Source organism: Kitasatospora sp. SC0581, from assembly GCF_048159585.1.
Taxonomy (GTDB): domain Bacteria; phylum Actinomycetota; class Actinomycetes; order Streptomycetales; family Streptomycetaceae; genus Kitasatospora.
The window spans coordinates 170,341-177,427 of the sequence record NZ_JBLRWA010000014.1; the positions used below are offsets into that span (position 1 = coordinate 170,341).

8 protein-coding genes and 1 pseudogene are annotated in these 7,087 nt (G+C 74.1%); 5 read left to right on the top strand and 4 right to left on the bottom strand.

Going from position 1 to position 7,087, the window contains the following annotated elements; genetic code table 11:
- Nucleotide 1 precedes the first annotated feature (1 nt).
- Nucleotides 2-343: a DUF5713 family protein gene (locus ACLWS4_RS22290; protein WP_049658165.1), complete on the bottom strand. Its 342-nt coding sequence runs from the start codon at nucleotides 341-343 to the stop codon at nucleotides 2-4.
- A gap of 134 nt (nucleotides 344-477) precedes the next feature.
- On the opposite strand from ACLWS4_RS22290, the gene ACLWS4_RS22295 reads away from it, so the two are divergent.
- The 3 genes from ACLWS4_RS22295 to ACLWS4_RS22305 all read left to right on the top strand — a co-directional run bounded on the left by ACLWS4_RS22295 (nucleotide 478) and on the right by ACLWS4_RS22305 (nucleotide 2,371).
- Nucleotides 478-1,212, top strand: coding sequence for a tyrosine-protein phosphatase (locus tag ACLWS4_RS22295; protein ID WP_416875013.1), 735 nt, complete (start codon nucleotides 478-480; stop codon nucleotides 1,210-1,212).
- 103 nt (nucleotides 1,213-1,315) lie between these two features.
- Nucleotides 1,316-1,768, top strand: coding sequence for a hypothetical protein (locus ACLWS4_RS22300; RefSeq protein WP_416875014.1), 453 nt, complete (start codon nucleotides 1,316-1,318; stop codon nucleotides 1,766-1,768).
- A gap of 42 nt (nucleotides 1,769-1,810) precedes the next feature.
- Nucleotides 1,811-2,371, top strand: a complete 561-nt coding sequence (locus ACLWS4_RS22305) for a DinB family protein (protein ID WP_079272064.1) — start codon at nucleotides 1,811-1,813, stop codon at nucleotides 2,369-2,371.
- 4 nt (nucleotides 2,372-2,375) lie between these two features.
- Here ACLWS4_RS22305 and ACLWS4_RS22310 read toward each other — a convergent pair whose 3' ends face one another.
- Entirely contained in the window at nucleotides 2,376-3,326 is a 951-nt protein-coding gene (locus tag ACLWS4_RS22310; protein WP_416875015.1) for a pentapeptide repeat-containing protein, read from the bottom strand.
- Between the two features lie 130 nt (nucleotides 3,327-3,456).
- Here ACLWS4_RS22310 and ACLWS4_RS22315 point away from each other — a divergent pair, with 130 nt between their 5' ends.
- The gene (locus tag ACLWS4_RS22315) at nucleotides 3,457-4,119 is read left to right on the top strand and encodes a GNAT family N-acetyltransferase (protein ID WP_416875016.1); all 663 of its coding nucleotides are present in this window, start codon (nucleotides 3,457-3,459) and stop codon (nucleotides 4,117-4,119) included.
- Between the two features lie 31 nt (nucleotides 4,120-4,150).
- Here the strand turns inward: ACLWS4_RS22315 and ACLWS4_RS22320 are convergent, their stop codons facing one another.
- Both ACLWS4_RS22320 and ACLWS4_RS22325 read right to left on the bottom strand, forming a co-directional pair.
- A complete protein-coding gene (locus ACLWS4_RS22320; protein ID WP_416875017.1) occupies nucleotides 4,151-5,005 on the bottom strand; it encodes an SGNH/GDSL hydrolase family protein in 855 nt (284 codons plus the stop codon).
- 336 nt (nucleotides 5,006-5,341) lie between these two features.
- Nucleotides 5,342-5,695: pseudogene (locus tag ACLWS4_RS22325) on the bottom strand (winged helix-turn-helix transcriptional regulator); the annotation flags it as partial.
- A gap of 97 nt (nucleotides 5,696-5,792) precedes the next feature.
- Between ACLWS4_RS22325 and ACLWS4_RS22330 the strand changes: the two are divergent.
- Nucleotides 5,793-7,007, top strand: a complete 1,215-nt coding sequence (locus ACLWS4_RS22330) for a pyridoxal phosphate-dependent aminotransferase (protein WP_049652769.1) — start codon at nucleotides 5,793-5,795, stop codon at nucleotides 7,005-7,007.
- The last annotated feature ends 80 nt before the right edge of the window (nucleotides 7,008-7,087 follow it).

The following is a 7,087-nucleotide window of genomic DNA, read 5'->3' on the forward strand; positions in this document are numbered from 1 at the left end:
GTCACCACTCCCGGGGCTCGACCATCTCCTCCACGTCCGCGTCCTCGAAGCCGTAGGCCGAGGCGATGATCCAGAAGGCCTCGGCGATGTCCTCCCGCGCCGCCGTCTCGATCTCGCTCCCCGCCGCCTTCAACTCCGTGTCCAGACGGTTGAACTCCTCCGCGGCGGCGTGGGAGAGCACGTACAGCGCCGGCAGGTCCGCCGGCCGCTCGGCCTCGATCCGCTCGCACAGCCGCACCAGGATGGCCCTGCCCTTGGCCACGAGGTGGTCGGGGAAGTACGGGTCCTCGGACATCTCCCGCAGGAACTCCTGCTCCGTCACCTGCTCGTTCGTGATCGCCATGACGCCCTTTCCGTCCCTCCGAAGAACCGACGTGCCGATCCTGCCCGACACCACTGACAGACGGCGGCGCCCGGGCCGGCCGCCGCCGCTCCCCCGGCCCGGCGGCGCTTGACGCGCTGGTTAGAGTGCCGCGCATGACCACACGTCACATCGAGTTCGAGGCCCTGCACAACTTCCGCGACCTGGGCGGCTACCCGGGCGCCGGCGGGCGGTCCGTCCGGTGGGGGCTGGTGTACCGCTCCGACTCGCTCGGCAAGCTCGGCTCCCCCGCCGACCTGGACCGGCTCCGGGCGCTCGGCGTGCGGACCGTGATCGACCTCCGCTACCCCTGGGAGATCGCCGCCAAGGGCCGGGTGCCCGGGTTCGAGGGCCTGGAGTACCACAACCTCTCGATCGAGCACCGCCCGTACGACCAGGCCGAGATCGACCCGGAGGTCGACCCCTGGCGCCACCTCGCCGACCGCTTCGCCGAGGTCGCCGAGGACGGGGTGAAGGAGATCCGCCAGGCGCTGGACGTGATCACGGCCGCCGAGGCCCCGGTGGTCTTCCACTGCGCCTCCGGCAAGGACCGCACCGGGCTGATCGCCGCCCTGCTGCTCACCCTGCTCGGCGTCGGCGAGGACGACATCGCCGCCGACTTCGCCCTCACCGAGCTCGCCACCGCGCACTTCGTCGCCGAGTGGCACGCCGCCCACCCCGGCCGTACCCTGCGCTGGCCCGGCTACGGGCGCGCCCCGGAGGCCGTCATCCGGCTCACCCTCGCCGACCTCGCCGACCGCCACGGCTCGGTCGGGGCCTACCTCACCGGCGTCCTCGGCATCGACCGCGCGCAGATCGACACCCTGCGCGCCCGCCTGCTGACCGACTGAGCCCCGCCACCCCGCACGGGAGGTCGGCCGGCCCGACGTCCCGTGCGCGGGGGTCCCCGAAAACGCCCTCGCCCGGCGGAGCGGCGCCTGGCAGCATGCCGCCATGCCCACGCCGAGCCCCGACCCGGACTACAGCGTCACCACCGGGTACGACCCGTCCGACGACGCCTACTTCCTGGAGCTGCAGCTCAGGGCGGACCCGCGGGCCCTGGTCGCCGCGGTCGTCCCCGACGAGGACCCGGCGCGGGAGCCGACGATCAGCCTCGACCCGCGGGGGCGGGCCGTCGACATCCCGTACGAGGTGATGCGCTGGTTCCTGCGGCTGGTCGAGGAGGAGGCCGACGCCGTCCGCGCCTGGATGCGGCTGCGCCCCGAACTCGTCGCGCTCGTCCACCGGTTGCGCCAGGAGCACCAGGGCGTGATCGACGACGAGGGGTTCCCGGGCGTCCTGGCGGAGGTCCGCGCCGCCGTGCCGGAGGCCGACGTCGCCGCCGTGCTCCGGGCCGCCTTCGGGGCGGAGGGCGAGCGGCTGCTCCGGGGGCCGGGGACGCGATAACCCGGTGGCGGCCGGGGGTGGTTGCGAAGGAGGATGCCGGGCATGACCGAGCAACCCGTGCGATGGACCGAGGCGACCGTCTACCCCGACATGTGGGCCGACCCGGACGACGACCCCCGCAACAGTGAGGGCCCGAGCCCGGACGGCGAACTCGCCACCCTCCAGGACTACCTGACGAACTACCGGCTGACCCTGCGGATGAAGTGCGACGGCCTGGCCCCGGAGCAGCTGGCCCGCCGCTCGGTGCCGCCGTCCACGATGTCGCTGCTCGGCCTGGTCCGGCACCTGGCCCGGGTGGAACGGGACTGGCGGAACTGGATCACCGACGGCGAGCCGCTGCCCAAGCTGTACGGCGGGCGGGACGCGGACTTCGACGGGGCCGTCGGCGAGCAGGCCGTGGTGGACGCCGCGTTCCACGACCTGGAGCGCGAACAGGCCGCGCTGGACGCCGCGTTGGCCGGGTACCAGGACCTGGGCGAGCGGGTCGGGAAGGACCGGCTCTCGATCCGGGAGCTGCAGGTGCACCGGATCGAGGAGTACGCCCGCCACTGCGGCCACGCCGACCTGCTGCGCGAGTGCGTGGACGGCCGGGTGGGCCAGTAGCGCCTCAGCGCCGGCGGCCGCTCCGACCGGGGCGGCCGCCGCCCTTGCCCGCACGGGGCCCGGCCCCGGCGCCCGCGGCGGGAGCCGGGGCGGTCTCGGGCCAGTGGGCGGGCCGGGTGAGGCCGGCCGGGAGGCGGGTGGTGGCGTCGCCGCGGGCGGCGTCGAGCTGGGCCTGGGTGACGAAGAGGGCCGTGCTGAGGTCGGCGCCGGCCAGGGTGGCGTCCCGAAGGTCGGCGCCGACCAGGTCGGCGAGGCGCAGGTCCGCGCCGGAGAGGTCGGCCGCGACGAGCAGGGCGCCGCGCAGGTTGGCGCCCCGCAGGTCGGCGCCGCGCAGGCGGGCGCCGAAGAGGTCGGCGCCGCGCAGCTCGCGGCGGCGCGGGACGGCCGCGCGGACCAGTTCGCCGGCCCGCAGCAGCAGCTCGCTGACCCGCTGCCGGTGGGCCGGGACGTCGACGGCGAGGATCTCCTCGGGGGTGCCGCCGGCCAGCCGGTCGGTCTCCGCCAGCGCCTGCCGCAGTTCGTCGTGGACGGGCTGGGCGGGGGCGAAGGTGAGCGCCTCGGTGAGGTACCGGAGCAGCTCGTGCAGCTGCCGCACGACCGGGAAGACGTCGAACATCGCCTTGGCGCTGTCCGGCTCCTCGCGCCAGCTGCGGCCGCCGAAGGTCACCTGGGAGACCCGCTGCCCGGCACCGAAGCAGTCGTAGACGGTGCAGCCCTGGAAGCCCTTGTCGCGCAGCCGCACGTGGATGCCGCAGCTGAAGTCGGTCTGGAGGTTGTGGCAGGGGCTGCCGGCCTGCTTGTTCATGGCGAAGTCGGACCCGGCGGCGAACGGCAGGGCGACGCAGCAGAGCCCGAAGCAGCTGCCGCAGTCGGCCCGGAGCGCGGTCGGCTGCGGGGTCGGTGGCGGGGTCGGCGCGGCCGCCGTCTGGTCCTGCGGCGACTCGGTCTCGCGCACGTTCCGGGGTCCTTCCAGCAGCGGGGCGCCGGTCGGCGCGGTGAACCCCGGAATCCTACTGGGCAGACGACCCTCGGCGCCGGTAAGCTTCCCAGCGCAGTAGAGACCATTACACACGGGGGTGGGCGCCATGCGGGAACCGGACATCAGGGAACTGGTCCGGATGTGGATCTCGGGCTGGGCCGTCTCGCGCGGCTCCGCCGAGCCGGTGGACCAGCCCTGGGGCTGGAGCATCGACGTCGGCGCGCCGGTCGGCGAGGTCGGCCGGCACGTGCTGCCGGAGCCGACCGAGGCCGAGGTCCGCAAGCTCGGCGAGACCGTCACCGCGCCGACCACCTGGCTGAAGCTGTTCGCCGAGGACGCCACCGTGCGCCCCTGGCTGGACGAGCGGTGGCGGCTGGACGCGCCGGGCTTCCTGATGAGCGTCCCGCTCGTCCCCGAGCGGCCCGAGGCCCCGGCCGGGTACACCGTGACCACCTGGGAGCGGGGCGGGATCCTCCGGGCGCTGGTGCGCACCGGGGACGGGCACCTCGCCGCCCGCGGCCAGGCGGGCCTGGCCGGCCCCGTGGCCGTACCGGACCAGATCACCACCGCACCGGAGCACCGCCGCCGAGGCCTGGGCGCCCTGGTGATGCAGACGCTCCAGTCCGCCGCGCACGAGCGGGGCGCGCGCACCGGCGTGCTGGTCGGCACCCCGGAGGGGCAGGCGCTCTACACGGCGCTCGGCTGGGCCACCCACGCCCCGATGGCGAGCCTGGTCCTCGACGCGCCGGGCGTCTACGACACCGAGTAGGCCGGGGCCCGTGGCACCCGGGCGGTGGGCCTCAGCGGTACGGCAGCAGCTCCGGCCGCTTCGCCGGGCGGCCGTCGCCCGAGGAGCGGCCGGTGAGACGGCGGCCGATCCACGGGCCGACGTGGGTGCCCAGCCAGCGGGCGTCCTCGCGCAGCCGCTCGGCGCGGCCGGCCGGGGCGGCGGCGGGCAGCGGGGCGCGCCAGTCGAAGGCGGCGGGGCGGCCGAGCGCCTCCAGCACGCCCTCGGCGACCCGGCGGTGCCCCTCGGGCGACAGGTGCAGGCGGTCCTCGGCCCACAGGCGGCGGTCGTCGAAGCAGGGCGCGGAGAACAGGTCGACCACGACGAAGCCGTCCTGCCGGCCCAGTTCCTGGACGAAGGCCTTCATCCGCAGGATCGCGGGCAGCAGCCGGGCGCCGCCCGCCATCCGGCGGGTCGGGTCGGTGCTGGTGAACAGCACGACGGTCGCGCCGGTGGCGCGCAGCCCGTCGGCGCAGCGGCCGAGCAGCCGCTCGACGGCGTCGATGTCGCAGCCGGGGCGCAGCACGTCGTTGAGGCCGCCGGCCAGGGTGACCAGCTCGGCGCCCATCGCGGCGGCGGGGGCGAGCTGCTCGTCGTGGATCTGGCCGATGAGCTTGCCGCGGACGGCGAGGTTGGCGTACCGGAAGCCGGTGCCCGCGGACTCCGGCTCGGCGCGCTCGGCGTGCTCAGAGCCTTCGGCGCGCTCAGAGCGTTCGGCGCGCTCGGCGTGCTCCGCGTGCTCGGCGGCCAGTGCCGAGGCGACCCGGTCGGCCCAGCCCCGGTAGTGGCCGTCCGGCAGCAGGTCGTCGCACATGCCCTCGGTGAAGGAGTCGCCGACGGCGACGTAGCTGCGGTAGGGGGTGGGCACGGGCTGGCCTCCGCTCTCCCGGGATGACTCCGGCGGTTCGACGATCCGACGATCGTACGTGCGTGCCCGTCCGGAACCACAGCGGGCCCCGGCGGCTCCGACGGACCCCCGGCGAACCCTGGCGACCACCGGCGAACCTCGGCGCTCATCGCACGCCGATCGTTCGTTTATCGGCCCGGGCCATCCTGAGCCCACGGGGCGGCGGTCGGCGACGGGGGCCTTGCCGCCGCCCCATTCAGGCCACCGTGCCCGCCGCAGGCACCGCGCCCACCGCGACGGTCAGCCCGTCACGGCCACCGCCTCCTCGCCGGCCTCCTCGCCCGCCTTCCGGGGCGTGAACCAGTGCTCGCGCACGGCGTCGGTGGGCCGCTGCTCGCCGAGGGCGGCCAGGCCCCACTCCCTCAGCGCCTCGACGACCGGCCGCAGTTCGCGGCCGCGTCCGGTCAGCTCGTAGACGGTCGCGTTGGCGGGCCGCTCCAGTCGGCGGCGGGCGATCAGTCCGTCGCCCTCCAACTGCTTGAGCCGGGCGGCCAGGATGTCGGTGGAGACGCCGGGCAGGTCGGCGTGCAGGTCGGTGTAGCGGCGCGGGCCGCCGAGGAGCTCACGGACGATCAGGAGGCTCCAGCGCTCCCCCACCGCGTCCAGGGCGCGGGCGACGGCGCAGTACTGGTCGTAGCTTCGGCGTGACATGCGGATCAGCATAGCCAAGAGGTTGGACTTTCCAAGTACTCACTTGGTAGAACAAAGCTGAAGCAACGGAGCGGTGGTGACGGTCGGGAGGCCGCAGATGGAGTTTCGACAGTCCAGCAAGCTCAATGACGTGTGCTACGAGATCCGGGGCCCGGTGGTCGACCAGGCCAACGCCCTGGAGGAGGCCGGGCACAGCGTGCTGCGGCTGAACACCGGCAACCCCGCCCCCTTCGGCTTCGAGGCGCCCGAGGAGATCCTCCAGGACATCATCCGCAACCTGCCCAAGGCGCACGGCTACAGCGACTCGCGCGGCATCCTGCCGGCCCGTCGCGCGGTGGTGCAGTACTACCAGCAGCGCGGGGTCGAGGGCGTCACCGTCAACGACGTCTACCTCGGCAACGGCGTCTCCGAGCTGATCCAGATGGCCGTCACCGCGCTCGTGGACGACGGCGACGAGGTGCTCGTGCCGATGCCCGACTACCCGCTCTGGACGGCCGTGGTCCGGCTGGCCGGCGGCAAGGCCGTGCACTACCTGTGCGACGAACAGGCCGAGTGGTACCCGGACCTGGACGACATCGCCGCCAAGATCACCGCCCGCACCAAGGCGATCGTCGTCATCAACCCCAACAACCCCACCGGCGCGGTCTACCCGAAGGAACTGCTGGAGGGCATCCTCGACCTGGCCCGCCGCCACCACCTGATGGTGCTGGCCGACGAGATCTACGACAAGATCCTCTACGACGACACCGAGCACCACTGCCTGGCCGCCCTGGCCGACGACGTCCTCACCCTCACCTTCAACGGCCTCTCCAAGGCCTACCGGGTGGCCGGCTTCCGCAGCGGCTGGCTGGTCGTCTCCGGGCCCCGGCAGCACGCCACCGACTACCTGGAGGGCCTGACCATGCTCTCCGGCATGCGGCTGTGCCCCAACGTGCCCGCCCAGTACGCCGTGCAGGCCGCGCTCGGCGGCCACCAGTCCATCAACGACCTGGTGCTGCCCGGCGGCCGGCTCACCGAGCAGCGCGACATCGCGGTCAAGGCGCTCAACGAGATCCCCGGCGTCAGCTGCGTCAAGCCCAAGGGCGCGCTGTACGCCTTCGCCAGGCTGGACCCGGCGGTGCACCGGATCGTCGACGACGAGCGGTTCGTGCTGGACCTGCTGCTGCGCGAGAAGATCCACGTCGTCCAGGGCACCGGCTTCAACTGGCCCCGCCCGGACCACTTCCGCTTCGTCACCCTGCCCCGGGCCGACGACCTGGAGACGGCCATCAACCGGATCGGGCGCTTCCTCGCGACGTACCGGCAGAGCTGACCGCCTAGGGCCTGTGTGAGGTTGCGATCAGTCTTCGGGTTCTGCCCTCACCTGAGGGCAGAACCCGGTAGAACGGTTGG